At 64.9% G+C, this 22627-nt stretch carries 26 protein-coding genes; 15 read left to right on the top strand and 11 right to left on the bottom strand.

What is annotated here, in order from left to right:
• The first annotated feature begins 17 nt into the window (after positions 1 to 17).
• Complete coding sequence (locus WDX12_RS08010; RefSeq protein ID WP_434724503.1) at positions 18 to 650, top strand: YceH family protein; 633 nt, start codon at positions 18 to 20, stop codon at positions 648 to 650.
• Between the two features lie 214 nt (positions 651 to 864).
• Here WDX12_RS08010 and WDX12_RS08005 read toward each other — a convergent pair whose 3' ends face one another.
• Positions 865 to 1290: an OsmC family protein gene (locus WDX12_RS08005; protein WP_434724502.1), complete on the bottom strand. Its 426-nt coding sequence runs from the start codon at positions 1288 to 1290 to the stop codon at positions 865 to 867.
• A 206-nt stretch (positions 1291 to 1496) separates the two neighbouring features.
• On the opposite strand from WDX12_RS08005, the gene WDX12_RS08000 reads away from it, so the two are divergent.
• The 3 genes from WDX12_RS08000 to WDX12_RS07990 all read left to right on the top strand — a co-directional run bounded on the left by WDX12_RS08000 (position 1497) and on the right by WDX12_RS07990 (position 2823).
• The gene (locus tag WDX12_RS08000) at positions 1497 to 1703 is read left to right on the top strand and encodes a hypothetical protein (RefSeq protein WP_434724501.1); all 207 of its coding nucleotides are present in this window, start codon (positions 1497 to 1499) and stop codon (positions 1701 to 1703) included.
• A gap of 13 nt (positions 1704 to 1716) precedes the next feature.
• Positions 1717 to 2073, top strand: a complete 357-nt coding sequence (locus WDX12_RS07995) for a YciI family protein (protein WP_434724500.1) — start codon at positions 1717 to 1719, stop codon at positions 2071 to 2073.
• Positions 2074 to 2292: 219 nt separating this feature from the next.
• Complete coding sequence (locus WDX12_RS07990) at positions 2293 to 2823, top strand: hypothetical protein (protein WP_434724499.1); 531 nt, start codon at positions 2293 to 2295, stop codon at positions 2821 to 2823.
• 243 nt (positions 2824 to 3066) lie between these two features.
• On the opposite strand, the gene WDX12_RS07985 is transcribed toward WDX12_RS07990, so the two are convergent.
• The gene (locus WDX12_RS07985) at positions 3067 to 4344 is read right to left on the bottom strand and encodes a ubiquinone biosynthesis hydroxylase (RefSeq protein WP_434724498.1); all 1278 of its coding nucleotides are present in this window, start codon (positions 4342 to 4344) and stop codon (positions 3067 to 3069) included.
• A gap of 103 nt (positions 4345 to 4447) precedes the next feature.
• On the opposite strand from WDX12_RS07985, the gene tesB reads away from it, so the two are divergent.
• From tesB to xth, 7 genes are all read left to right on the top strand, one after another.
• Complete coding sequence (gene tesB / locus WDX12_RS07980; protein WP_320298876.1) at positions 4448 to 5311, top strand: acyl-CoA thioesterase II; 864 nt, start codon at positions 4448 to 4450, stop codon at positions 5309 to 5311.
• Positions 5312 to 5559: 248 nt separating this feature from the next.
• Positions 5560 to 5898: a P-II family nitrogen regulator gene (locus WDX12_RS07975; protein ID WP_006327120.1), complete on the top strand. Its 339-nt coding sequence runs from the start codon at positions 5560 to 5562 to the stop codon at positions 5896 to 5898.
• 49 nt (positions 5899 to 5947) lie between these two features.
• A complete protein-coding gene (locus tag WDX12_RS07970; protein ID WP_320298891.1) occupies positions 5948 to 7282 on the top strand; it encodes an ammonium transporter in 1335 nt (444 codons plus the stop codon).
• A 266-nt stretch (positions 7283 to 7548) separates the two neighbouring features.
• Positions 7549 to 7824, top strand: coding sequence for a hypothetical protein (locus WDX12_RS07965; protein WP_320298875.1), 276 nt, complete (start codon positions 7549 to 7551; stop codon positions 7822 to 7824).
• Positions 7825 to 8032: 208 nt separating this feature from the next.
• Positions 8033 to 10696: a DNA translocase FtsK gene (locus WDX12_RS07960; RefSeq protein WP_434724497.1), complete on the top strand. Its 2664-nt coding sequence runs from the start codon at positions 8033 to 8035 to the stop codon at positions 10694 to 10696.
• A gap of 249 nt (positions 10697 to 10945) precedes the next feature.
• The gene (locus WDX12_RS07955) at positions 10946 to 11614 is read left to right on the top strand and encodes an outer membrane lipoprotein carrier protein LolA (RefSeq protein WP_320298873.1); all 669 of its coding nucleotides are present in this window, start codon (positions 10946 to 10948) and stop codon (positions 11612 to 11614) included.
• Positions 11615 to 11967: 353 nt separating this feature from the next.
• Positions 11968 to 12774 (top strand): exodeoxyribonuclease III, encoded by an 807-nt coding sequence (gene xth / locus WDX12_RS07950; RefSeq protein ID WP_434724496.1) that lies wholly within the window; start codon positions 11968 to 11970, stop codon positions 12772 to 12774.
• Between the two features lie 222 nt (positions 12775 to 12996).
• On the opposite strand, the gene WDX12_RS07945 is transcribed toward xth, so the two are convergent.
• On the bottom strand, positions 12997 to 13452 hold the full coding sequence (locus tag WDX12_RS07945) for a cyclic nucleotide-binding domain-containing protein (RefSeq protein ID WP_320297468.1): 456 nt from the start codon (positions 13450 to 13452) through the stop codon (positions 12997 to 12999).
• Positions 13453 to 13708: 256 nt separating this feature from the next.
• A complete protein-coding gene (locus tag WDX12_RS07940) occupies positions 13709 to 14392 on the bottom strand; it encodes a response regulator transcription factor (RefSeq protein ID WP_320297469.1) in 684 nt (227 codons plus the stop codon).
• An 84-nt stretch (positions 14393 to 14476) separates the two neighbouring features.
• Here WDX12_RS07940 and WDX12_RS07935 point away from each other — a divergent pair, with 84 nt between their 5' ends.
• Positions 14477 to 15073 carry a L,D-transpeptidase family protein gene (locus WDX12_RS07935; RefSeq protein ID WP_434725590.1) on the top strand — a complete coding sequence of 199 codons (597 nt, stop codon included), beginning with the start codon at positions 14477 to 14479 and terminating at the stop codon, positions 15071 to 15073.
• Positions 15074 to 15194: 121 nt separating this feature from the next.
• On the opposite strand, the gene WDX12_RS07930 is transcribed toward WDX12_RS07935, so the two are convergent.
• The gene (locus WDX12_RS07930) at positions 15195 to 15443 is read right to left on the bottom strand and encodes a hypothetical protein (protein ID WP_434724495.1); all 249 of its coding nucleotides are present in this window, start codon (positions 15441 to 15443) and stop codon (positions 15195 to 15197) included.
• Between the two features lie 131 nt (positions 15444 to 15574).
• On the opposite strand from WDX12_RS07930, the gene gcvA reads away from it, so the two are divergent.
• Positions 15575 to 16495, top strand: coding sequence for a transcriptional regulator GcvA (gene gcvA / locus WDX12_RS07925; RefSeq protein WP_434724494.1), 921 nt, complete (start codon positions 15575 to 15577; stop codon positions 16493 to 16495).
• A 141-nt stretch (positions 16496 to 16636) separates the two neighbouring features.
• Here the strand turns inward: gcvA and WDX12_RS07920 are convergent, their stop codons facing one another.
• The 6 genes from WDX12_RS07920 to tsaD form a co-directional block, all read right to left on the bottom strand.
• The gene (locus tag WDX12_RS07920) at positions 16637 to 17062 is read right to left on the bottom strand and encodes a DUF1761 domain-containing protein (RefSeq protein WP_434724493.1); all 426 of its coding nucleotides are present in this window, start codon (positions 17060 to 17062) and stop codon (positions 16637 to 16639) included.
• 50 nt (positions 17063 to 17112) lie between these two features.
• Positions 17113 to 17769, bottom strand: a complete 657-nt coding sequence (locus WDX12_RS07915; RefSeq protein WP_434724492.1) for a class I SAM-dependent methyltransferase — start codon at positions 17767 to 17769, stop codon at positions 17113 to 17115.
• The gene (locus WDX12_RS07910; protein WP_040991460.1) at positions 17766 to 18191 is read right to left on the bottom strand and encodes an EVE domain-containing protein; all 426 of its coding nucleotides are present in this window, start codon (positions 18189 to 18191) and stop codon (positions 17766 to 17768) included. Before WDX12_RS07910 ends, WDX12_RS07915 begins: the two co-directional genes overlap by 4 nt.
• A gap of 87 nt (positions 18192 to 18278) precedes the next feature.
• A complete protein-coding gene (locus WDX12_RS07905) occupies positions 18279 to 18575 on the bottom strand; it encodes a YciI-like protein (protein ID WP_434724491.1) in 297 nt (98 codons plus the stop codon).
• Between the two features lie 17 nt (positions 18576 to 18592).
• Positions 18593 to 19597 (bottom strand): NAD(P)H-dependent glycerol-3-phosphate dehydrogenase, encoded by a 1005-nt coding sequence (locus tag WDX12_RS07900; protein WP_434724490.1) that lies wholly within the window; start codon positions 19595 to 19597, stop codon positions 18593 to 18595.
• Complete coding sequence (tsaD, locus tag WDX12_RS07895) at positions 19594 to 20679, bottom strand: tRNA (adenosine(37)-N6)-threonylcarbamoyltransferase complex transferase subunit TsaD (RefSeq protein ID WP_434725589.1); 1086 nt, start codon at positions 20677 to 20679, stop codon at positions 19594 to 19596. Before tsaD ends, WDX12_RS07900 begins: the two co-directional genes overlap by 4 nt.
• A 211-nt stretch (positions 20680 to 20890) precedes the next feature.
• On the opposite strand from tsaD, the gene hemC reads away from it, so the two are divergent.
• Positions 20891 to 21814, top strand: a complete 924-nt coding sequence (gene hemC, locus WDX12_RS07890) for a hydroxymethylbilane synthase (RefSeq protein ID WP_434724489.1) — start codon at positions 20891 to 20893, stop codon at positions 21812 to 21814.
• 1 nt (position 21815) lies between these two features.
• Positions 21816 to 22529 carry a uroporphyrinogen-III synthase gene (locus WDX12_RS07885; protein ID WP_434724488.1) on the top strand — a complete coding sequence of 238 codons (714 nt, stop codon included), beginning with the start codon at positions 21816 to 21818 and terminating at the stop codon, positions 22527 to 22529.
• The last annotated feature ends 98 nt before the right edge of the window (positions 22530 to 22627 follow it).

Below are 22627 nucleotides of genomic sequence, written 5' to 3'. Positions count from 1 at the left end.
AAGGATAGGCAACTCTCATGACCGATCTCCCCATCCTCTCTCCTGTCGAAGCCCGTGTCCTCGGCTCGCTGATCGAGAAGAAGGAGCTGACGCCGGATGTCTATCCGCTGACGCTCAACGGCGCGCACCAGGCCGCCAACCAGAAGACCGCGCGCGAGCCGGTGATGGCGCTGGAATTGACCGAGATCAGGCGGGCGCTGAGCACGCTCGAGCAGAAGGGCCTGGTGCGCCAGGCCTTCGCCTCGCGGGTCGAGCGCTACGAGCACCAGATGGCACAGCGTTTTTCGCTGACCACGCCGCAGATCGCGGTGATCGGCCTCTTGCTGCTGCGCGGCGCGCAGACCGCGCATGAATTGCTTGCCCGCTCGGAGCGCATGGCGCGCTTTGCCTCCATCGAGGAGCTTCGCGACAATCTCGACCTGATGATCGGTCGCCGCCCGCCGCTGATCCAGCTGCTCGAACGCGCGCCGGGTCAGCGCGAGGAGCGCTACGTGCATTTGCTGAGCGGGCCGGTCGAGGCGGCGGCGGTGGCAGTCGCACCGTGGCAGTCGGCGGCGACGTCTTCGGATAGCGATCTTGAGGCGAGGGTCAGGGTGCTGGAGGAAGAAGTCGCGGCGCTGCGGGCGAAGATCGAGGCGCTGGGGCTGTAAGCCCCCGGAGACGCTGGCGCGAGGCCCCCCTCTCTGTCCTGCCGGACATCTCCCCCTCAAGGGGGGAGATTGGCAGCTCGGCGCCCCGCTCTTTCTGCAACGTTGGCGATTGGCGAAAGCCGGCGTGACATCTGATCTCCCCCCTTGAGGGGGAGATGCCCGGCAGGGCAGAGAGGGGGGCGAAGGAACTCTGCCCCTCAAAATGAAACGCAAGTCACCCCAACTTCGCGTCCAACGATACCTTGATGGCGCCGAGCGCTTTCGAGACCGGGCATTCGGCCTTGGCCTTCTCGGCCAGTTCCTTGAATTTCGCCGCGTCGATGCCGGGCACCTTGCCGACCAAAGTGATGGCGCTGCCGGTGATGCCGGTGCCGGGCACCAGCGTCACCACGGCCCTGGCGTCGAGCTCGGCGGCCGGCGTGCCGTTCTCGGCCAGGAAGTGCGACAGCTGCATGGCGTAGCAGCCGGCATGGGCTGCGGCGATCAGCTCTTCCGGGTTGGTGCCGGATTTGCCGCTCTCGTCCTCGAAACGCGCCTTGAACGAATAGGGCGTGCCCTTCAAGGTGCCGCTCTGGGTGTCGAGCGTGCCTTTGCCCTCTTTCAGATTGCCTTTCCAGACGGCGTTTGCGGTGCGGTCCATGGAATTTCCTCCTGGTCTGTCGGGGTTCTCGCCGGCGGGCGCCGACGTTCCCGGGAACTATAGCGCGGGCGCGGCGGAAGACCATCCACGGCCTGGTATGATTGTGTTTCAGAAAACTCGCGAGAAAAATGCGCGTGCAAAAATGTCGACTTCCCGTCGGTCCGACCGTCCTGCGGGCGGCCACTTGCGGCCGATGGAGATTAAGGATGGACAATCTGTTTCTTGCGATCTGGGGAAGGCCGGGGCGAAAAGCCATGCGACTTGAAGAGTTCTGGCTGGATCCGCCGGCACTCGGCTTCGGCCGGCTGGCGGCGGCCATCGCCATCATCGGCGTCGCGGCATGCCTGCTCGATCATGCGGCAACGGCCGGCAAAACCGACACCGTCGCCTTCGCCCCTATGACGCATCAATGAAAGGAAGCTCGAAATGAAATATGTCTTGCTGGTCTATGGCGAGGAGAAGAACCTTTATGCGCTGACCCCTGAGCGCGCGGCCAAGCTCGATGCCGACTCGCTCGGCTATGACAGGGAACTCGACCGGCAAGGCAAGCTGGTCATCGCGCAGGCGCTGCAGTCGGTGAAGACATCGAAATCGCTCAGACGGCGCAAGGGCAAGGTGCTGCTGACCGACGGACCGTTCGCCGAGACCAAGGAGCAACTGCTCGGCTTCGTCATGGTCGAGGCGGCGGACCTTGCCGAAGCGCTGAAGCTCGCCGAGGGCATCCCGCTGGCCGAGCTCGGGACGGTCGAGGTGCGGGCTATCTACGACATACCGGGTTCGTGATGCCGGCCTAAAGCGCGTCGCGTGAAAACGGATTCACACAACGCGCTTTAGGTGTTTGTTTGATGCATGTCGTCATCGCAAAACCGAGGTCACTTTTGCGCGACATGCCTTAGGCGGTTGCGGCGGGATGTTCAGCTTTTCTTCATCAGTCGCAACCGTTGCGTGTTGAAGCGGGGCCGCGCTTCTCTTATCGTCGCCGCGATTTCGGGGGAATTCGGCATGCCTTTCCTGATCGCCATTCTCGGCCTGCTCGGAGCGGCCGCCATCTGGTGGTACCGGCTGAAATATATGAGCGACGCCGCGCGCGAGGTCGCCGATGTCGTCGGTCGCGTCCAGGGCAACATCCGCCGCAAGAAATTGCGCAACCAGGCCGCGCTCTCGCCGCTGACCGCGATCGACGATCCGGTGGTGGCGGCGGCGACGCTGATCACTGCGATCGTCGCGGAGCACGGTCCGATCCTGCCGCAGCGCGAGGCCGTCATCCGCGAGGTGATCGCGCAGATCGCGGAAGGCCCAAAGAAGACCGATGAGGCTGTCGTTTACGCCAAATGGGCGGCCGCGCAGGTCGACGACATGACGATCGTTATCGACAAGCTGGCGCCGTTCCTGCGCGAACGCCTCGATCCGCATGAGCGCGACGACCTGCTCAGGATGCTGAACCGGGTCGCGCAAGGCGGCGGGCAGAGCTTGAAGATCGCCGACCAGCGGATGCTGAGGTTGCGGCAGAAGCTGGGGTTCGAGGTTAATTAAGGGCGCTCGTTAGCGGATCATATGCCTTGGTGGTTGACCGAAACGGCCTATCGCCTCGTCATTCTCGGGCTTGACCCGAGAATCCATGCCGTGACTTCGAACGTGGGGTGCGGCGGAGCAGAAATTCTGCATCGTCGCAGCGCTTATAGGTAACGGAATGGATTCTATGGTCTGCGCCGCGTCGCTTCGCTCCTTGCTCCGCCATAGAATGACGACTGGACAGGCGCTGCGGCCAATCGGGCGCTAGATCGCCTCGCCCTTCAGCAGCCTTGGCGTGTCGCCGGACAGGCCCGAGGCCTGGCGGATGAAGAAATCTTTCAGCCTCGGCATGCGCTCGACGAGGCCGAGGCCAAGGTCGCGCACGGCACGCAGCGGGCCGATGTCGTTGGAGAACAGCCGGTTCAAGACGTCGGTGGTGACGCCCATCTGCAGCGTGTCGAAGCGGCGCCATTGCTGGTAGCGTTCGAGCACGTCGAGCGCGCCGATGTCCTGGCCGAGCCGGTCGGCCTCGACCACGACTTCGGCGAGCGCGGCGACATCCTTGAAACCAAGATTGAGGCCCTGGCCGGCGATCGGATGGATGCCGTGCGCGGCGTCGCCGGCGAGCGCAAAGCGCGGCGCGACGAAGGCGCGGGCCAGCGTCAGGCCGAGCGGCCAGGCGCGCGGCTTGTCGGCGACGCTTATTTCGCCGAGCTTCAGGCCGAAGCGCTGCTCCAGATCGTGCTCGAAAACGAACTCGTCGCCCTCGACCAGCGCCTTGGCATCTTCCGTGCGCTCCACCCAGACGATCGACGAGCGGTTGGTTCCATCCTTGTCCGGCTTCAGCGGCAGCGTCGCGAAAGGCCCCGCGGGGAGGAAATGCTCTTCGGCGCGGCCATTGTGCGGACGCTCATGCGCCACCGTGCAGACGATGCCGGACTGGCCGTATTCCCATTTGACCGTCTTGATGCCGGCCATGTCGCGCAGTTTCGAGTTGACGCCGTCGGCGGCGATCAGCAGCCGCGCCTTCAGCGTCGCGCCGTCGGCCAGGTGCACGGTGATGCCGGCGCCATTCACATCGAAGGCGCTGACCGCCATGCCTTCGATGAGATCGATGCCGAGCTTTTCGGCGCGGCGGCGCAGCGCGCCGTTCAAGTCGCGGTTGGCGACCATGTGGGCGAAAGCCTCGCCGGGCGCCACCTCGCCGTCGAAGGTCAGAAACACCGGACGCACCGGATCGGCGGCGCGCGAGTCGGTGATGATCATCTCGGTGATCGCCTGCGCTTCCGGCGCGATGTCCTCCCAGACGCCGAGTTGTTCCAGCATCCGGCTGGCGGCGGCCGCGATGGCCGAGGCGCGGCCGTCACGCTGCCAGACACCGGCTGGCGCCGCGTCAACGACGGCGACGGCGAGGCCCGGCCGTGCCTGCTTCAGCGACACGGCCGCGGTGAGGCCGACATAGCCGGCGCCGGCGATGAGCACGTCGAGCGGCGCCTCGCGCTTTCCATCGGCGCCTGTTGCGTCCGGCTTGCGGTCGACCATGGCATCATCCTTTCACGGCTTCGGCCGGCCGCCGCTTGCGGCCTTGACTGCCCGCACGTCCTGTCCGAAACCGGCCATGGCACATCCTCGAAGGATTTCAAACATGACAGCGGCCATGGACGAGCTTCTCGACATTCTCGACCTCGAGCAACTCGAACACAATCTGTATCGTGGTCGCAGCCCCAAGGTCGACTGGCAGCGCGTCTTCGGCGGTCAGACCATCGCCCAGGCGCTGGTCGCCGCGCAGCGCACCGTGGAGCCCGAGCGCCACGTGCATTCGCTGCACGGCTATTTCATGCGGCCCGGCGACACCAAGCTGCCGATCGTCTACGAGGTCGACCGCATCCGCGACGGCGGCTCCTTCACCACGCGCCGGGTCGTGGCGATCCAGCATGGCCAGGCGATCTTCTCGCTGGAGGCCTCGTTCCAGCAGGACGAGGTCGGGCTGGAGCACCAGATGCCGATGCCGCGCGACGTGCCGGAGCCGGACACGCTGCTCACCCAGCCCGAACTGCTCGGCAAATTCGGCGAGGCGGTGCCGGAAGGCATCAGGCGCTACTGGGAGCGCGACCGGCCGATCGAGATGAAGCCGGTGATGCTGAAGCACTACACGAGCCGCGAAAAGCTCGATCCGCAGCAGAACATCTGGATCCGCACCACTGGCCCGGTGCCGGAAAACCGCGCGACGCAGGCGGCCGTGCTCGCCTACCTCTCCGACATGACGCTGCTCGACACCTCGACCTTCGCGCATGGCCGCGCCATCTTCGACCGCGACATCCAGGCCGCCAGCCTCGACCACGCCATGTGGTTCCACCGCAGCCATTCGCTGGACGACTGGATCCTCTACAATCAGGACAGTCCGTCGACGCAAGGGTCGCGCGGCTTCACCCGCGGCTCGCTGTTCGCGCGCGATGGGACGCTTATCGCTTCGGTCGCCCAGGAAGGCCTGATCCGACTCAAACGCTGAGCCGGTTTCTATTCAAGCCTACTAAATAGGCATTTTCCGGATTTTGCCTATTTTTTGATCTGGCGGCCCGATGCGCGCGCGCACAAATACTGTGCGCGGGTCACCGGTTCCCTTTGTTTACAATAGGTTAACACCCTGCTTCGGCAATTGGCACGGAGCTTGAATCCTGTCGGGCACTCTCCGGCTCTCCTCGGGATCGGTGAAGGTGTGCAAACGCGGGGGACCGCAACAGCAAAGGGTGAAACCTTATGAAAATCGTGATGGCAATCATCAAGCCGTTCAAGCTCGACGAGGTGCGCGAAGCGCTCACCGCCGTCGGCATCCAGGGCCTGACCGTCACCGAAGTCAAAGGCTACGGGCGTCAGAAGGGACATACGGAAATCTATCGCGGCGCGGAATACGCGGTCAGCTTCCTGCCGAAAATCAAGATCGAGGTCGCCGTCGGCGCCGACATGGTCGACAAGGCCGTCGAAGCCATCACCGCGGCTGCCAAGACCGGCCAGATCGGCGACGGCAAGATCTTCGTCTTCGGCATAGACCAGGCGGTGCGTATCCGTACCGGCGAAACAGACACCGACGCGCTCTAAGCGGCGAACACCCATTCCAACGGAGAGTTCAATGAATATTCCTTCCACCTTGAAGACGACGGGACGCGGGGCCGCTTCGCTCGCGCTCGTGGCGCTGAGCACCGTCGCCGCCTTCGCGCAGGCCGCCGCCCCGGCAGCCACCGCCGCGGCGCCCGCCGCGCCGGCACCCGCGCTCGACACCGGCAATACCGCCTGGATGCTCACCTCGACGGCGCTGGTGCTGATGATGACCATCCCCGGCCTGGCGCTGTTCTACGGCGGCATGGTGCGCAAGAAGAACGTGCTCGCCACCATCATGCAGAGCTTCGCCGTCACCTGCCTGGTGACGGTGCTGTGGTTCATGTTCGGCTATTCGCTGGCCTTCACCACCAATGACTCCGCCACCATGAACGCCTATATCGGCGGCTTCTCGCGGTTCTTCCACCACGGCATCACCGTCTCGACGCTGTGGCTGCCGGGGGTCTCGAACATTCCAGAATTCGTCTTCTCGATGTTCCAGATGACCTTCGCCATCATCACGCCCGCGCTGATCGCCGGCGCTTTCGCCGAGCGCATGAAATTCTCGGCGCTGCTGCTCTTCATGGGCCTGTGGCTGGTCTTCGTCTACGCCCCGATCGCGCACTGGGTGTGGGGCGGCGGCTTCCTCGGCACGGCTGGCGTGCTCGACTTCGCCGGCGGCACGGTCGTCCACATCAACGCCGGCGTCGCGGGCCTGGTCTGCGCGCTGGTGCTCGGCAAGCGCGAGGGCTACGGCACCACCAACATGGCGCCGCACAACCTCGTCTATTCGGTGATCGGCGCCTCGCTGCTGTGGGTCGGCTGGTTCGGCTTCAACGCCGGTTCGGAACTGGCGGCCGACGGCCTCGCCGGTGCCGCGATGATGAACACGCAGGTCGCCACCGCCGCCGCGGCGCTGGCCTGGATGTTCGCCGAATGGATCGTCGCCAAGAAGCCTTCCGTGCTTGGCATCATCTCGGGCGCCGTCGCCGGCCTCGTCGCGGTGACGCCGGCTTCCGGCTTCGTCAACCCGACCGGCGCCTTCATCGTCGGCATCCTTGCCGGCGTCATCTGCTACCTGTCGGCGGTCAAGCTCAAGCATGCGCTCGGCTATGACGACTCGCTCGACGCCTTCGGCGTGCATGGCATCGGCGGTATCGTCGGCGCGCTGCTCACCGGCGCGCTGGCCGATCCGGCCATCAACGCGCTCGGCAAGGACGCTTCGGTCGGCAAGCAGCTCTACGGCATCGCCTTCACCATCCTGTGGACGGCGATCGCCACCTTCGTGATCCTCTACATCGTCAAGGCCCTGGTCGGCCTGCGTCCGTCGACCCAGGAAGAGGTGGAAGGCCTCGACGTCACCCAGCACGGCGAAGTGGTGCCGTAAGGCTACCCTTTGCCAAGGGCCGGCGGATCCTCCTCCCGCCGGCCCGAATTCCTCCCAAGATCCCGTCGTGACGCTCTCGAAAGGGGCTCACGCCTTGAGGCCCGGAACAACCTTCCGGGCCTCCTTTTTTGTTCGGCGCCGGTCAGGAGAAGTTTCGATCACATTCACTTGATCGAGCCTGAGTGAAACATCGGCCCTCCAGATTCCGTAATGGGATTGTGGGCGTCATCAAGGCGCTCGCCAAACAAGAGGGAAGGAACCATCTGATGAACCTCAAGAACATCTTCCTGGGAGCAATGGCTCTTTCGATGATCAGCGGCGTTGCACTTGCCGGTGCTCTCGATGAGCCGGACAATATGGCTCCGTTCTTCACCGATTCCAGCATGAAGACCATGAAGCCCGAGGCCGAGTTCAAGGCCGCCTGGGCTTCGACGGCGAAGGACAAGCAGGACACGATGATGAAGGAGTGCCAGGACGCGGCAATGAGCAAGCCTCACGCCGAATTCTGCGCCAACCTGATGGCATATGCCGGCCACAAGTGATTTGCGGAAGGTCGGGTCTGGAAGGCCCGATCGTTTCGTCATTTGATGCACAGAGGTGGCGGGCCGCGCGGCCTGCCACCTTTGTGCGAGCCGAAGCCTGGTAAAGGGCCATGGTTAATGCGGCCTTAACCTTCCCCCCGATAGTCTGGCGTTCGAATCTGCCGAGGTGCGCCATGCGCCCGGCCAGGCAACGAACACGGGGAAGAGCATGCGTTCAGGCGCCTCAGCACCGCTCGCGCTGACCGATACGGGGCACGGCATCCAGGCATTCGCGCGGCGTCAGGTCGGGCGGCTGGTCGGCGCCGGGCTGTTCCTGTTCACCGCCTTCGGCATCGCGGCTCTGGCCACATGGAACGTCGCCGACCCGAGCTTCTCGCACGCCACCAGCAACGTCGTCACCAACGCCATGGGCTACGCCGGCGCAGTGTTCTCCGACCTCGCCATGCAGTTCTTCGGCCTCGCCGCCGTCGCCGGGCTGGTGCCGGCGGTGATCTGGGGCTTCCTTCTGTTCTCGGCGCGCGGCGTCGACAAATTGCCGAAGCGCGGCTTCGCTTGGTTCGGCTTCGCGCTCACGGCCGCGGCCATCGCCGGCTGCGTGACGCCGCCCAACACCTGGCCGCTGCCGACCGGGCTCGGCGGCGTGTTCGGCGACATGGTGCTGAAAATCCCGGGCATCGCGGTCGGCGGTTATCCGAAAGGGCTTTTCGCCACCATCATAGCGGTCATCCTCGCCGCGCCGATGTTGTGGCTGTTTGCCTATGGCTCGGCGCTGATCGCGCGCAAGAACGGCTTTGCCGTCATGGAGCGCGCCGCCCAGCCCGATCGGCGCGAGCAGGACGAGATGTTGTTCGACGAGGATGAGGACGAGGGCGACGAGGGCATCCTCGCGCTTGGCGCCGTCACCCATTGGTGGCTGTCGTTCCGGGCCTTCCTGCACCGCCGCGCCGAGCGCCGCAGGCGGGAGCGCGATGAGTTCGAACCGCCGATGGAGCCCAAGGCCAGCGCCTGGCGGCGCGCCGCCGAGCGGGTCGAATCGGCCGAGTTCGCCGAGGCCCGGATGAGCCCCGGCGGCCGCGCCCGTGTCGAGCCGGAATTCTTCGCCGCCATGGTCAATGACCGCAGCGCTTCGGTCGACCCGGCCGATCAGGACATATTCGACGAGGAGGACGTCGACCTCGACGACTTCGATGACGAGGCGCCTGCCCAGCGCCGCGCGCCGGGCGCCAAGGTGCAGAATTTCCGCTCCGATGCCGCGACCCGGGTCGCGGCGCCGGCGGCGCGACCCGTGCCGGGCGCCCGCGTCCAGCGCGAGGCGCAGACATCGCTGATCGGTTCCGACACGTTCGAGATGCCATCGCTGCATTTCCTATCCGAGCCGAGGAACGTCGCCAAGGATCCAAGCCTGTCGAAGGACGCGCTGGAGCAGAACGCGCGCCTGCTCGAAGGCGTGCTGGAGGATTTCGGCGTCAAGGGCGAGATCATCCATGTCCGCCCCGGCCCCGTCGTCACCCTCTACGAGCTCGAGCCGGCGCCCGGCATCAAGTCCTCGCGCGTCATCGGCCTTTCCGACGATATCGCCCGCTCGATGAGCGCGATCGCCTGCCGCGTCGCCGTCGTGCCCGGCCGCAACGCCATCGGCATAGAACTGCCCAACGCCAAGCGCGAGACGGTCTATCTCAGAGAGATCATGGCCAGCCGCGATTTCGAGACGACCAAGGCCAAGCTGGCGCTGGCGCTCGGCAAGACCATCAACGGCGAGGCCGTCATCGTCGACATCGCCAAGATGCCGCACGTGCTCGTCGCCGGCACCACCGGCTCGGGCAAGTCGGTCGCCATCAACACCATGATCCTGTCGTTGCTCTACCGGCTGACGCCGCAGGAATGCCGGCTGATCATGATCGACCCGAAGATGCTGGAACTTTCCGTCTATGACGGCATCCCGCATCTCCTGACGCCGGTCGTCACCGATCCGAAGAAGGCGGTCGTCGCGCTGAAATGGACCGTGCGCGAGATGGAGGACCGCTACCGCAAGATGTCCAAGGTCGGCGTGCGCAACATCGACGGCTTCAACGCGCGCGTCAGCCAAGCGGAGAAAAAGGGCGAGAAGATCTCGCGCACGGTGCAGACCGGCTTCGACCGCCAGACCGGCGAGGCGATCTACGAGACCGAGGACCTCGATCTCGAGCCGATGCCCTATATCGTGGTCATCATCGACGAGATGGCCGACTTGATGATGGTGGCCGGCAAGGACATCGAAGGCGCGGTGCAGCGCCTGGCGCAGATGGCACGCGCGGCCGGCATCCATGTCATCATGGCCACGCAGCGTCCGTCGGTCGACGTCATCACCGGCACCATCAAGGCCAATTTCCCGACCCGCATCTCGTTCCAGGTGACATCGAAGATCGACAGCCGCACCATCCTTGGCGAGCAGGGCGCCGAGCAGCTGCTCGGCATGGGCGACATGCTCTACATGGCCGGCGGCGGCCGCATCCAGCGCGTGCACGGCCCGTTCGTCTCGGACGACGAGGTCGAGAAGGTCGTCGGCCATCTGAAGCTGCAGGGCGTGCCGGAATATCTCGACGCCATCACCGAGGATGACGAGGAAGAGGACGAGGACGGCCCGTCGGGCAAGGGCTCGGGCGGCGGTGGCGGCGGCAACTTCGAGGATTCCGACGATCCCTACGACCAGGCGGTGGCGGTGGTGCTGCGCGACGGCAAGGCCTCGACCAGCTACATCCAGCGCAGGCTCGGCATCGGCTACAACCGCGCCGCCTCGATCATCGAGAAGATGGAGAAGGAAGGTATTGTCGGCCCGGCCAACCATGCCGGCAAGCGCGAGATTTTGGTGCCAACCGAAGAGGATAAGTTCTAGGGTTTATCGATATTCAGGTGGGGCCGACCTGACCTGAATCTCGACAGACCCTTGGCCCGGGGAGACGCCAGCCCGGGCCAGCAGGCAACTGGAAATCATCTTGCGCGTTCAAGCGACGGGCTGTCGCCCGCGCCTTTGCGATGGGCTATCGCCCGAACTTGTCCGACGGAGCTGTCGCGCGCCCGCCAAACTTAAGCCCTACTGGGAGCCCAGATACTGCCACCATACGAATCACAGGAAGTGACCGGCATGAAGACCTCGACAGAATTCGCCCTCACCCGTCGCCAGGTGCTTGGTTTCGGCTTGATGCTTGGCGGAGCCGCCGCTCTCAACCTCGTGCCGGGCTACCAGCTCGTGGCCGCGGCGCAGGCCGCCGTGCCGCCGGCGGCGCAGAAGATCGCCGACCATTTCTCCTCGGTGAAGTCGATGAGCGGCGAGTTCGTCCAGTTCGGCCCGAAAGGCGAGCAGACCGGCGGCAAGTTCTTCCTCGAACGCCCCGGCAAGATCCGCTTCAACTATGACGGCTCCTCGAACTTCCGCGTCATCTCCGACGGCAAGTCGGTGGTGATCCTCAACAAGAAGCTCAACACCTCCGACCTCTACCCGCTATCGAAGACGCCGCTGAAGCTGCTCCTCGACGACCGGATCGACCTCTCCGGCGGGCGCGTCAAGGCCGTCAAGCAAGAGGACGACCTCACCACCATCAAGCTTTCCGACAAGTCGGTGTTCGGTAATGCGACGATCACCATGATGTTCGATCCGAAGACCTACGAACTGCGCCAGTGGACGATCACGGACGCCCAAGGGAAAGACACGACCGTGATGATCTTCAACGTCAAGGAGGGCGGCAACTTCCCCGCCGACACTTTCGCGATCGACTATACGGCGAACCGCGAGCTCAACACCAGAACGCGGTAGATTGCCAACTTGGCCGGCCGATCAGTAGCTTTCGTCATCCTAGGGTGAAGCGACGCGAAGCGGAGCGGAGACCCTAGGATCCATGCCGTTCCGCTTGCCGAAGAACGATACGGCGCAGAAGAACATCATCCTGTGCCAGCTTCAGTTTCCGAGGCCTGCAGCGTTGCAGCGCTCGTACGTCACGGCATGGATTCCAGGGTCTGCGCGCGTCGCTTCGCTCCTTGCTCCGCCCTGGAATGACGAAGTTGAGAAGGCTTTGGCCAATCTCGAAGGCTTGCGACATGCTTCGGCTTGTCTTCGTCCGCGCTCACTGGCACTAGTGCGGCGAGCTCAGCCGTCCCGGACCTCGCCGCATGCCCTTCACCATCGCCACCTGGAACATCAACTCCGTGCGCCTGCGCATGCCGATCGTCGAGCGGCTCCTGAAGGAGCACGCGCCCGATGTGCTGTGCCTGCAGGAGACCAAGGTTCCCGACGAGCTGTTCCCGGAAAAAGCCTTCCGCAAGGCGGGCTACGAGCACATCCTGTTCCACGGCCAGAAGGGTTATCACGGCGTCGCCACCGTCGCCCGCCGGCCGATCGAGCTGGTGGAGAAGCGGCGGTTCTGCGAGATCGACGACAGCCGGCATCTGTCTGTCAGGGTCCAGGCGGGCGGCAAGTCGGTGCTGGTGCACAATTTCTACGTGCCGGCCGGCGGCGACGAGCCGGATCCGGAGATCAACCGCAAATTCCGGCACAAGCTCGATTTCGTCCATGAGATGAACGGCATGCCGGCGAGCCAGAACGAGCTATCCGCGTCGATCCTGGTCGGCGACCTGAACATCGCGCCGCAGGAGCATGACGTCTGGTCGCACAAGCAGTTGCTCAACGTCGTCAGCCATACGCCGGTCGAGACGACAAATTTCGAGGCGATGCGCGAGGCCGGCGGCTGGGTCGACCTGATGCGGCTCAACGTGCCTGCAGAACAGAAACTCTACACCTGGTGGAGCTATCGCGCGAAGGACTGGGAGGCATCCAACCGCGGCCGCCGCCTCGACCATGTCTGGTCGTCCGCCAACCTGGTGCCGAATTTCGCCGGCTACGAGATCCTGCAGGCGGCGCGCGGCTGGGAGAAGCCGTCCGACCATGTGCCGGTTATTGCGCGGTTCGATTTGGATTAGGCGAGTGGTGGCGGATGGGCGTCTGCCTTTGCGGTCGTCATTCTAGGGTCTGCGCGCGTCGCTTCGCTCCTTGCTCCGCGCTAGAATGACGAAGTCGCTCCTGCGCTGTTTCGCCAGGCCTAAAGCAGGTCGCGTGAAAAAGAATTCACGCGACCTGCTTTAAGTTTTTGATTTTAAGCATGTCTTTGTCCCGAAACCGGGCCCACTTTCGGGAGACATGCTTTAACCCGTAAATCGCGGCGCCAGTTTCTCAATGCGGGCGATCATCTGCTGGAACTCCTCCAGGATGCGCTCATGCAGCAGCACAGCGATCTCCGGATATTCTTCCAGGATTCGGTGGAACATCTTGCGGCTCAATCGGATCACTTCCGAATCGACCGCGGCGGAGGCGCTGGTCAGCCGGTTGGTGTCGGCGATCAGCGCCAGTTCGCTAAGCATGGTGCCCGGGCCTGCCGTACCGATCGGGACGCGTTCACCGCCCAGCTCCCGATAGAGTGCGATCAAGCCGCTGACTACAATGTAGGCAGAGTCAGCGACGTCGTCCTCGCGGTAGAGCTTATGGTCGGCCTGGAGCACCGTGGTCTCGGCGCCGAAGGCGAGCAGGCGCAGCTGTTCCTGCGTGAAGCCCTGGAAAAGCTTCACGCTGGACAGGATTTGGATGTCGTCATCCAGCGCCATCCTAGCTGTGTCCCCGAGCGGTCAGTCCAGTCCCTCCTTTGGAGCGGCGCGTTCTAAAAGGACGCGCGAGAAACGCTCCAACACTAACAGCCTGCACACCGTGCGAGGCATCCATCGAGCCGATCCATCACCCTCCAGTATCAGGATCGTACCCGAAGCGGTCCCGCCCCGACCGCTCATTCTGTTGGTTCTGACGCAATTCCGGACGGAAAACCGCCTCACACTTTTCCTGGAATTGCTCTAGATCATGAAATGTTTAAGGAACCAGCTTGTAGCCGCCGCTTTCTGTCACAAGAATTTCGGCATTGGAAGGATCACGCTCGATCTTCTGGCGCAACCGGTAGACGTGGGTCTCCAGCGTGTGCGTGGTGACGCCGGAATTGTAGCCCCAGACCTCTTCCAACAGCACGTCGCGCGTCACCACCTTCTGGTCGGCGCGGTAGAGATACTTGATGATCGAGGCTTCCTTCTCGGTCAGCCGCACCTTGGCGCCGCGCGGATCGATCAGCAGCTTCTGACTGGGCTTGAACGTATAGGGGCCGACGGAGAAGGTGGCGTCCTCGCTCTGCTCGTGCTGGCGAAGCTGGGCGCGGATGCGCGCAAGCAGCACGGCGAAGCGGAAAGGCTTGGTCACATAATCGTTGGCGCCGGCCTCGAGACCCAGAATCGTGTCGGAATCGGTGTCATGGCCGGTCAGCATGATGATCGGCGCCTTGTAGCCGCCCTTGCGCAGGATTTTCACCGCCTCGCGGCCATCCATGTCGGGCAGGCCGACATCCATGATGAGCAGGTCGACGACTCCGCCGCGCGCCGTGGCAACGCCTTTTGCGGCGGTCGATTCCTGCTGGACGTCGAATTCTTCGTAGAGCGCCAGTTGCTCAACCAGGGTGGCGCGCAGGTCGTCGTCGTCATCGACGATCAGGATGGTGCGTGATGTCATGGATCAATCCGTTGTTTTAAAAAGAATATTCAGTTGACCTCCCCCCATTTATGCGGAAGCTCACCGGCGCAACAGCCGATCACAGTGATTTGTTCCGTGACACAATCATACAAGAAAAAACGCGCGCGCAATGAGGCGGGCGCATTTTTGCCGAAAGGCCTGAGGGTTTTGGTCGTGCGCGCCCGGCCCGGCAACCCCGCGCAGGGCTTCCTGCAAGCCGGCAAAACGGTGTTTCCCTGCGCCCTGGGGCGCAGCGGCATCACTGCCAACAAGCATGAAGGGGATGGCGCGACGCCGCTGGCGTCGATGCGCATCCTGTCAGGCTATTTTCGGGGCGATCATTTTCCGGGCGGGCGCAGGACAAGGCTGCCGATGGCACCGATCGGTCCGGATCTCGGCTGGTGCGAGGTGCCGGACGACCGCAACTACAATCGGCCGGTGAAGATCCCTTATGGCGCGAGCCATGAGCGGATGAAGCGCGACGACCGGCTCTACGATGTCTGCCTGGTGCTCGACTGGAACATCGCGCCGCGCCGGCGCGGGCGCGGCAGCGCGATCTTCTTCCATCTGGCCCGGCCGGGCTTCACCCCGACCCAAGGCTGTGTGGCGGTGACGGCGCGTACCATGGCGAGGTTGCTTCCGTTGCTGTCGAATAGGACGGTGGTGAGGGTGGTGAGGTAGGGGAATAGGGGAATAGGGGAATAGGGGAATAGGGGAATAGGGGAATAGGGGGTGTCAGTTCGGCAGGCTTAAAAAAGTCGCCAATCTTCCCTACTCCCCTACTGCCCTATTCCCCTACTCCCTATCTGCGCTGCCAACCCGTGCCGAGCAGCCCGATCTCGCGAAGCTCCCGGTCCATTGTCTTTGAGATGTCCCGGTGTTCGGCGCCAATGTCGCGCAACTGGCTGTCGGAGAGGTCTTCGACCGACTCATGGGGCAGCCGGGCGGCGACCCGGGCCTGGCGCAGCCAATCGCGCGCCGAACGCAGCCAAAGGGTGAGGCCGGAGGGGGATTCCAGGGGGGTGCAGGACTTCAGGGCGATATCAGACATGGCTCTATCCGTGTTTCTCCGGATGTCAAATCCGGTTTGATGGTGTTTCGATGAAGCCATCATGGCGGATTGAAAAACAAACGGGAAACGAGTAGTTCTTTTCTGATCATCAAGTTTTATTTGGGGATCGCATGGCCAAGCTGCTGCCCGGGACGCGCGCGCTGCGGACGTTCGAAGCGGCCGCCAGGCATCTCAACTTCACCCGCGCCGCCGACGAGCTCGGCCTGACCCCGGCGGCGGTCAGCCATCAGATCAAGGAAATCGAGGACCAGCTCGATCTGGTGCTGTTCACGCGCACCAGCCGCACCATCCGGCTGACCGAAGCGGGCAACGTGTTGCTGGAGGCTTCGGTCGATGCGCTAGACCTGCTCAACCGCGCCGTCAGCCGCGCCCGCAAGATAACGCGCGGCACGGCACTGCTGAAGGTGACGCTCGACGCGCAGTTCGCGACGAAATGGCTGATGCGGCGGGTCGACGACTTCCGCCAGCAGAAGCCGGGCATCGAGCTGCGCTTCGACATCACCTACGATGTCCGGGATTTCGACCTCGACGACGTCGATGTAGGCATCCGCTTCGGCACCGGCAGATATCCGGGGCTCGCCGCGCACCGGCTGTTCGAAAACATCATCATCCCGGTCTGCAGCCCGGCGCTGCTGGCGTCAGGTCCGCCGCTGAAGGAGCCACGCGATCTCTTCAACCATACGCTCGCTCACATCGAATGGTCGCGGCAGGGCGTGACATGGCCGAACTGGCGTATGTGGATGCAGGCGGCCGGCGTCGACGATTTCGACGACAGCCGCACGCTGGTGTTCAGGTCCTCGACCGACGCCACGCAGGCGGCGCTCGACGGCAACGCGGTGGCGCTGGCCGATTTCGCCATGGTCGCCAGCGACCTCTCGCAAGGACGGCTGGTGCAGCCTTTCGAGCTCGGCATCAAGGTGGCGCCCGACTTTGCCTATTTCCTGGTCTATCCCGAGGCCGTGAAGGACGACGCGCGCGTCGTCGCTTTCCGCGAATGGCTTACCGAGGAAGCGGCAAGGACGCCGACGTGAAGGCGCGTCGATATTCAGGTGAGGCCGGCCTGCAAAAGTCGGTTTCCTGCGCTTCCGGTGCTCACGTACTTTAAGTACGCTCCGCTCCGGTTCTCAGAAACCGCCATTTTCGGCTCGGCCTGACCTGAATCTCAACCCGCCTCAAGCTGCGGGCGCGGCGGGCGCGCCAAACCAGCCGATGACGGCGCCGATGATCAGCATCACGCCGAGCCAGTGACCGGAATCGATCAGCGTCAGGGCCCAGCCGAAGCCTTCATAGCGATGGTTGACGGTGAGCGTGGTGGCGATGAAGCCGAGCCAGAGCACGAAGCCGAACAGCAATCCCGCGATCGGGTTCGGCTCGCCGCCGGTTATCGCACCCACCACCAGTGTCAGGACAAGCGCCATGATCAGCTCGGCGACGAAGCTGACGACGAACGGAACGGCCGAGCGTTTCATGGTGGCCGGGTCGAGCTTGGCCGCCTTCAGCCAGGGCTTGCTCAAGCCCATGTACCAGGCGGCACCGAACAACCATGCGACGACAGCGGCGGCGACCACCGCCAGCCAGTTCACGACCGAAAAATCCATGCTTTCCCCTCCAGATCGAAATGCGATGGAACGCTTGTTCGCTCATCCCGTCAAGCAAGGCGCCAGACGGTCGTGCGCTTGACCTCGGCATCCTCCAGCACCCGCGTCACCGGAACGTGGTAGACAGCGAGCGATTCCAGCCCGGCCCTGGGAAGGTAGGCTCGGCCCGGATCGCCGACGAGGATCTCGGCGCCGCGCGCCCGCAGGCTGGCGAACCAGGGCAGCAAGCTGTCGGCGAAAGCCTTGTCGTAGAAGACGTCGCCGGCAAGCACGACGTCCCAGCCGTCGTCGGAGCCGACGCAATCCGCGCCGAGGAATTGCCCTTCGACGGCATTGGCTTCGAGGTTGAGCGCGATCGCCGTCTCGCAGAACGGGTCGATGTCGGCGGCGATCACCTGCTTCGCGCCGGCTTTCATTGCGGCGATGGCGACGAGGCCTGAACCGGAGGCGAAATCGAGCACGCGCCTGCCGCGCACGGTTTCGGGATGGTCGAGCACATACCGGGCGAGACCCTGGCCGCCGGCCCAGGCAAAAGCCCAGAAGGGCGGGGGCAAGCCAATTGCGGCCAGCTCCTCCTCGGTGCGCAGCCACAATTCATGCGCCTCGTCGGCGAGATGCAAAATGACTTCCGGCACATGCGGCGGCGCCATTAGCGCCGTGTTGTCGAGGATGAACTTTTTCGCGCTCTTCGGCGTGAGCTTCGTCACGGTGCCGGGTTGAGCTCGGCCATGCGGCAGACCTCTTTCCACTCGGCCGGCGTCACCGGCTGCACGGAAAGCCGGCCAAGCCGGACCAGCGCCATCTCGGCGAGCTTGGGATTGGCCTTGACCTGTTCAAGCGTCACCGGCTTCGGCACGTCCTTGAAGGCGCGGATGTCGACGCATTCCCAGCGCGGATCGTCGGTGGTGGTGTCGGGGTGCGCTAGCGCGCAGACCTCGGCGATACCGACGATGTCGAGCCCCTCATTGGAGTGATAGAAGAAGCCGAGATCGCCGATCTGCATCGCTTTCATGTTGTTGCGGGCGGCATAGTTGCGCACGCCGTCCCATTGCGTGCCGGCCTTGCCCTTGGCCTTCAGCGCCTCGAAGGAAAAGACCGAAGGTTCGGACTTGAACAGCCAGTAGTTCATATCTCTTGTCCCATCGCTTGCCGCCACGCATGGCGTTCCCATCTATGCTTACCCTCTCGCCCTTGCCGCGGCGAGAGCAGCGAACGATCATGCGCCGGCGGGCTTCTGGAACACCCAGTTCCACGGACGGATCTGGACGCTTTCGAACAGGCCGGCCTTGGCATAAGGATCGGCGGCAGCCAGGGCTTGGGCGCCAGCCATGTCGGGCGCCTCGATCATCACCAGGCTGCCGTCCGGCTTGCCGTCGGCGTCGAGGAAGGGACCGGCAAAGGCAAGCCTGCCTTCGCCGATCAGACCTTCCAGGAACGCCGCATGCGCCGGCCGCGTGTCGACGCGCAGCTGCAGGTGGCCGGGCTTGTCCTTGCAAATCAACGCGAACAGCATTTTTTCACTCCGAGGGTTCAGATGTCGGTTTCGGTCTTGAGCGGGCGTGTCATCAGCGCGGTCACGGCCTGGCCGATGGTGACCTTGCCGTCGAGGATGGCGGCGACGGCGGAAATGATCGGCGCTTCGATGCCGCGCTCGGCGGCGATGCGGGCGGCAATGCCTGCGGTCGGCACGCCTTCGGCCAGAGGCAGGCCGGCAAGCGGCTTGCCCTGGCCGAGCGCCAGGCCATAGGCGAAATTGCGCGACTGCGATGACGAACAGGTGAGCAAGAGATCGCCGAGGCCTGAAAGCCCCATCAGCGTCTCCGGCCTGGCGCCGAAGGCGGCGCCGATGCGGCGCAGTTCGACGAAGCCGCGCGTCACCATGGCAGCCTGGGCGCTGGCGCCAAGCCCGGCGCCGGTGACGGCACCGGCGGCGATGGCAAAGACGTTCTTCAGCGCGCCACCGATTTCGACGCCGATCAGGTCGTCGCTGGAATAGCAGCGCAGGTTTTCCGCCGAAAAGCGGGCGGCGAGCTCTGCCGCCAGATCGCCATCGCGGGCAGCGACCACCACGGCCGTCGGCAGGCCGCGCGCGACGTCGCTGGCGAAGCTCGGACCGGACAGCGCCGCGACCGGATTGTTGGGCAGGTTTTCGGCGACGATCGCCGAGAGCAGCGCGCCGGTATCGCGCTCGATGCCCTTGGCGCAAAGCACCAGCGGCACGCCCTTCGGCACGTGGCCGGCGGCGGCAGCCAGCACCGCGCGCAGCGACTGCGCCGGCGTGACCGCAAGCACGCAGTCGGCGCCGTCGAGCGCCGTGGCGATATCGCTGGTGGCCGCGATGCCGGGCGCGATCCTGATGCCGGGCAGATAGCGCGGGTTCTCGCCGCGGGCGACGGCGGCGACGGTTTCGGTGTCGCGCGCATAGAGCCGGACATCATGGCCGGCGCGCAGCATGGCAAGCGCCAGCGCCGTGCCCCAGGCGCCGCCGCCCAGCACCGCCACGCGCCAGCAGCCTGCGGATCTCTTCGCGGTCATGCCTTGGCACCGCGCCGGCCAGAGCCGACCAAGGGTGCCGAAACGCCGTCCAGCGGCCATCGCGAACGCGGCACGAAGTCGGCGGTGTTCTCGTCGGCGATGCCGGCGCGCAGCCGCTCGATGCCGGCCCAGGCGATCATCGCCGCGTTGTCGGTGCAGAGTTGTTGCGGCGGCGCGACGAAGGCGAAGCCGGCTTCAGAACAAAGCGTTTCAAGCGTCGCCTTGATCGTGCGGTTGGCGGCAACGCCGCCGGCGACGACCAGCGCCGGCTTTGTCTGGCCGGGGAATTCCTGGCGGAAGCGGGCAAGGGCGCGGCCGACACGGTCGCCCAGCGCGTCGGCCACCGCCGCCTGGAAAGAGGCGCAGATGTCGGCGACGTCCTGGTCGCTGAGCGGCGCGATGGCGGTTGCCGCCTGGCGCACCGCCGTCTTCAGGCCCGAGAAGGAGAAATCCGGTTGCGCCGAGCCCTTCATCGGACGCGGAAAGGCGAAACGACGGGGATCGCCGCTGGCGGCGGCCTTCTCGACATTCGGTCCGCCGGGATAGGGCAGGCCGAGCATCTTGGCGGTCTTGTCGAAGGCTTCGCCCAACGCATCGTCGATGGTGGTCGCCCAGCGCTGGTAGTCGCCAACGCCGCGCACTGCGACGATCTGGGTGTGGCCGCCGGAGACGAGCAGCAGCAGATAGGGGAAGTCGAGACCGTCGGTCAGCCGCGCCGTCAGCGCGTGGCCTTCGAGGTGATTGATGGCGATCAGGGGCTTGCCGGCGGCGGCGGCGATCGCCTTGGCGGTCATCAGGCCGACGATCAGCCCGCCGACCAGGCCCGGCCCCGCCGTCGCGGCGATCGCGTCGACCTCGTCGAGAGAGACGGACGAGTCGGCAAGTGCCGCTTCGACGATGCCGTCCAGCGCCTCGACATGGGCGCGCGCGGCGATCTCGGGCACGACGCCGCCGAAGGCCGCGTGCTCCTCGATCTGGCTGAGCACGATATTGGACAGGATTTCGGGCGCAGCGGTGCCGTCCAGCGCCACCACGCTGGCCGCCGTCTCGTCGCAACTCGTCTCAATGCCCAGAACGCGGATCAATTGGTCGCTGTCCATAAAGATTGTGTCACCGGAGGTCTGTCGATATTCAGGTGATGCCGGCCCGCAAGTGGTGGCTTTCTGCGCTTCCGGGGCTCACGTACTTCAGTACGCTCCGCTCCGGTTCTCGGAAGCCACCACCTTCGGCTCGGCCTGACCTGAATTTCGACAGACCTCGGTCAACGACGGGGGTTATCACGGACCGCGCGCCATGCAAACTTTGAAAATCGGAACACGCGGCAGCCCGCTGGCGCTCGCCCAGGCGCATGAGACGCGGGCGCGGCTGATGCAGGTGCATGGGCTGCCCGAGCAGGCATTCGAAGTGATGCCGATCTCGACCAGCGGCGACCGCATCCAGGACCGGCCGCTGTCGGAGGCCGGCGGCAAGGGCCTGTTCACCAAGGAAATCGAGGAAGCGCTGCTCGACGGCCGCATCGACATCGCTGTGCATTCGTCGAAGGATATGCCGACGGTGCTGCCCGGCGGGTTGGAGCTTGCCACCTTCCTGCCGCGCGAGGACGCCCGCGACGCCTTCATCGGCAAGACCGTGAAGCGAATCGCCGACCTGCCGCATGGCGCGACCGTCGGATCGTCGTCGCTTCGCCGCCAGGCGCTGCTTCGCCGCATGCGGCCGGATTTCGAGGTGGTGATGTTCCGCGGCAATGTGCAGACCAGGCTGCGCAAGCTGGACGAGGGCGTCGCCGAGGGCACCATCCTCGCCTATGCCGGGCTGAAGCGGCTCGGGCTCGAACATGTCGTCACCGACCTGATGTCATTGGAGGATTTTCCGCCGGCGCCGGGGCAAGGCGCGATCGGCATCGAAACGCGCATCGGCGACCGCGATGTCGAGAGAATGCTGGCGGCGATCCATCACGTGCCGACGGGCCAGGCATTGGCGTGCGAGCGCGCCTTCCTCGCCGCGCTCGACGGCTCGTGCCGCACGCCGATCGCCGGCCATGCGACGGTATCGGGCGAGAAACTGTCCTTCACCGGGCTGATCATCTCACCCGACGGCACGGAATCGCACGAGGTCCGGCTGGAAGGCGAGGCCGCGGACGCTGCCGAGATCGGCCTCGACGCCGCGCGGACGGTTCGCGCCAGGGCTGGTGCTAAATTCTTCGACGGCTGGGCCTGACATGGTCCGCGTCCTGGTGACGAGGCCGGAGCCCGGCGCGTCGCGCACGGCACGACGCCTCGAAACCTTGGGATTTCAGCCCGTCCTGCTGCCGCTGACGGAGACGAGCGCATTGCCTGCCGAGGTGACCATCGGCGGCGATCCCGTCGCGGTCGCCGTCACCAGCGCCAATGCGGTGCGGCATGCGCCGACGGCGCTGATCGCGGCGCTTGCAAACCTGCCCTGCCACGCGGTTGGAAAAAGGACGGCCGAAGCCTGCCGCGCAGCGGGATTTGTGTCCGTCACGGATGGTCCGGGCGATGCCGAGGCGCTGGCCGACGCCATCGCCGACGGCCTTGCCGGCAAGGCAATCGTGTATCTGTGCGGCCGCATCCGCTTCCCGGGATTCGAGCAACGGCTGGCGGCGGCCGGCGCGCATGTCCAGGCGATCGAGACTTACGACACGGTCAGGATCGACTATGGCGATGCCGACGTGGTCGGCCGCCTCTCGGACCATCCGGTCGAGGCCGCGCTGCTTTATTCGGCCAAGGCCAGCGCTGCACTGGTCAGGCTGATAGCCCGGCCGGCTTTGCAGCATCTTTTTGAAAAAACGGAATTTTTGATGCTCTCCGCGCGCGTCGCCGAGCCGTTAGACAGGGTCGCTGGGCGCAGGATCCAGATCGCGCCGCAACCGGATGAGGATGCGCTTCTCGCGCTTTTGTCGCAACCGCGCTAGGCCGCGTCATCACACCGCCCCTTTTCACCGCTTGGTGATGTGCTAGAGCATCCCCTGGACCCTTTGAACCATCCCCAAGCCAGTTCGCGGAGCCCAAG

The organism is Mesorhizobium sp. RIZ17 (assembly GCF_051127865.1).
GTDB classification, from domain to species: domain Bacteria; phylum Pseudomonadota; class Alphaproteobacteria; order Rhizobiales; family Rhizobiaceae; genus Mesorhizobium; species Mesorhizobium humile.
Note: the sequence above shows the minus strand (reverse complement) of the source record. Positions and strands in the feature narration are given on the sequence as shown.

Excerpts from the sequence above, each read along its gene's own strand:
- tesB (WP_320298876.1), top strand. The coding sequence starts at position 4,448 with ATGACAGCGGCCATGGACGAGCTTCTCGACATTCTCGACCTCGAGCAA.
- WDX12_RS07905 (WP_434724491.1), bottom strand. The coding sequence starts at position 18,575 with ATGCTGTTCGCGTTGATTTGCAAGGACAAGCCCGGCCACCTGCAGCTG.
- WDX12_RS07900 (WP_434724490.1), bottom strand. The coding sequence starts at position 19,597 with ATGACCGCGAAGAGATCCGCAGGCTGCTGGCGCGTGGCGGTGCTGGGC.
- WDX12_RS07940 (WP_320297469.1), bottom strand. The coding sequence starts at position 14,392 with ATGACATCACGCACCATCCTGATCGTCGATGACGACGACGACCTGCGC.
- WDX12_RS07930 (WP_434724495.1), bottom strand. The coding sequence starts at position 15,443 with ATGTCTGATATCGCCCTGAAGTCCTGCACCCCCCTGGAATCCCCCTCC.
- xth (WP_434724496.1), top strand. The coding sequence starts at position 11,968 with ATGCCCTTCACCATCGCCACCTGGAACATCAACTCCGTGCGCCTGCGC.
- WDX12_RS07985 (WP_434724498.1), bottom strand. The coding sequence starts at position 4,344 with ATGGTCGACCGCAAGCCGGACGCAACAGGCGCCGATGGAAAGCGCGAG.
- WDX12_RS07910 (WP_040991460.1), bottom strand. The coding sequence starts at position 18,191 with ATGAACTACTGGCTGTTCAAGTCCGAACCTTCGGTCTTTTCCTTCGAG.
- WDX12_RS08005 (WP_434724502.1), bottom strand. The coding sequence starts at position 1,290 with ATGGACCGCACCGCAAACGCCGTCTGGAAAGGCAATCTGAAAGAGGGC.
- WDX12_RS07965 (WP_320298875.1), top strand. The coding sequence starts at position 7,549 with ATGAACCTCAAGAACATCTTCCTGGGAGCAATGGCTCTTTCGATGATC.
- WDX12_RS07975 (WP_006327120.1), top strand. The coding sequence starts at position 5,560 with ATGAAAATCGTGATGGCAATCATCAAGCCGTTCAAGCTCGACGAGGTG.
- WDX12_RS07960 (WP_434724497.1), top strand. The coding sequence starts at position 8,033 with ATGCGTTCAGGCGCCTCAGCACCGCTCGCGCTGACCGATACGGGGCAC.
- WDX12_RS07885 (WP_434724488.1), top strand. The coding sequence starts at position 21,816 with ATGGTCCGCGTCCTGGTGACGAGGCCGGAGCCCGGCGCGTCGCGCACG.
- WDX12_RS07955 (WP_320298873.1), top strand. The coding sequence starts at position 10,946 with ATGAAGACCTCGACAGAATTCGCCCTCACCCGTCGCCAGGTGCTTGGT.
- gcvA (WP_434724494.1), top strand. The coding sequence starts at position 15,575 with ATGGCCAAGCTGCTGCCCGGGACGCGCGCGCTGCGGACGTTCGAAGCG.
- WDX12_RS07995 (WP_434724500.1), top strand. The coding sequence starts at position 1,717 with ATGAAATATGTCTTGCTGGTCTATGGCGAGGAGAAGAACCTTTATGCG.
- WDX12_RS08000 (WP_434724501.1), top strand. The coding sequence starts at position 1,497 with ATGGACAATCTGTTTCTTGCGATCTGGGGAAGGCCGGGGCGAAAAGCC.
- WDX12_RS07945 (WP_320297468.1), bottom strand. The coding sequence starts at position 13,452 with ATGGCGCTGGATGACGACATCCAAATCCTGTCCAGCGTGAAGCTTTTC.
- WDX12_RS07990 (WP_434724499.1), top strand. The coding sequence starts at position 2,293 with ATGCCTTTCCTGATCGCCATTCTCGGCCTGCTCGGAGCGGCCGCCATC.
- hemC (WP_434724489.1), top strand. The coding sequence starts at position 20,891 with ATGCAAACTTTGAAAATCGGAACACGCGGCAGCCCGCTGGCGCTCGCC.
- WDX12_RS07920 (WP_434724493.1), bottom strand. The coding sequence starts at position 17,062 with ATGGATTTTTCGGTCGTGAACTGGCTGGCGGTGGTCGCCGCCGCTGTC.
- WDX12_RS08010 (WP_434724503.1), top strand. The coding sequence starts at position 18 with ATGACCGATCTCCCCATCCTCTCTCCTGTCGAAGCCCGTGTCCTCGGC.